Origin of the sequence: Streptomyces sp. ICN903, assembly GCF_022015835.1 — a bacterium.
GTDB classification, from domain to species: domain Bacteria; phylum Actinomycetota; class Actinomycetes; order Streptomycetales; family Streptomycetaceae; genus Streptomyces; species Streptomyces fenghuangensis.
Window position 1 is genome coordinate 1 of sequence record NZ_JAKMAY010000569.1, and the last position, 1,368, is coordinate 1,368.

At 73.8% G+C, this 1,368-nt stretch carries 1 protein-coding gene; it reads right to left on the bottom strand.

The window, feature by feature from the left end; translation table 11 throughout:
* Positions 1 to 1,128, bottom strand: a 1,128-nt coding sequence (locus L7D48_RS28855; protein ID WP_237884059.1) for an ROK family transcriptional regulator, incomplete at its 3' end; no start/stop codon positions are given.
* Positions 1,129 to 1,368 lie beyond the last annotated feature (240 nt).

Sequence of the window (1,368 nt, forward strand, 5' to 3'; positions counted from 1 at the left end):
CACCAGCCCCGCCCGCTCCCCCAGCCGGGAGGTGACCACGGTCAGATGAGCGGTGCTGCGGGGCATCGCCCGCTGGTAGAGCAACTCGCGCACCCCGGTGACGAACGGGGCGCCGGCCAGGTCGCCCGCGATCATCAGCACTCCGGGGTTGAGCACGGTGACGACGGTGACCAGCACCTCCCCCACCCGGCGCCCCGCCTCCCGGGCCAGCCGCACCGCGTCGGGCTGCCCGGCCGCCAGCAGCTCGCGCACCCCGGTGCCGGACGCGGCCGGGATGCCGGAGCCGGTCAGCCGCGCCGCCAGCGCCCGGCCGCTGGCGACCGCCGCCAGGCAGCCGTACGAGCCGCACATGCACAGCGCGTCGGGCCGGTCGTGCAGCCTGATGTGCCCGATGTCCCCCGCGCCCCCGTCGATGCCGCGGTACATCTCGCCGTCCACCACCAGCCCCGCGCCGATGCCGGTGGAGACCTTGACCAGCAGGAAGGCGCCGCAGTCGCGCCAGCCGGTGCGCTGTTCGGCGTACGCCATGAGGTTGGCGTCGTTCTCCACCAGCACCACGGGGCCCTCGCCGTCCGCGCCGGTGTGCCGCAGATACGCCCGCCGCATCCGCTCCGGGATCGGGTAGCGGTCCCAGCCCGGCATGATCGGCGGCTGGACCACCTGCCCCGACTCCCACTCCACCGGCCCCGGCACCGACACCCCGATGCCGCAGACGTCTCCCGGCCCCGCCCCGGCCCGCTCCAGCAGCGGCGGGAACCACCTCGCCACCCGGTCGATCACGTTCTCCGGGCCGTCCTCGATGTTCAGCGGCCCGGTGTGCTCGGCCAGCACCCGGCCGTTGAGGTCCAGCGCGGCAGCCAGCCCGTGCCTGGTCTCCACGTCCACGGCGAGGACCACGGCGTGCGAGCCGTCGAACTCCAGGCGGTTCGACGGACGCCCGCCCGCCGGGCCGCCCACGGGCACGGTGGCGCCGTCGCGGATCCAGCCCGCCCCGAAAAGCTGGTCGAGGCGGTGGCCGACGGTGGATCGGGACAGTCCGGTGGCGCGCTGGAGTTCGCCGCGGGTGGTCGCCTGCCCGCCGCGGATCAGTCGCAGCAGATGTCCCGCGCTGGATTGGTTCCCGGTCATACGGCCATCTTCTCCGTACCTTCCGGCCGCCGCCGTCCCGCCCCTGCCGAAAGCCCTGCTCAGCCCCCGTCCGCCGTGCGCGACCGCCGCCTCCCGCGCCCTCCTGTGTCGGGTCTCACAGCATCACTTCTGCCTTTTCGCGAGACAGAACCCTAGGCTTATGGAGGCGTAACCTAGGAGTCGTACGGACACCGGAGTTCTCGTGGAGCGCGTCGCCCAGTCCACCGACACCCCCATATC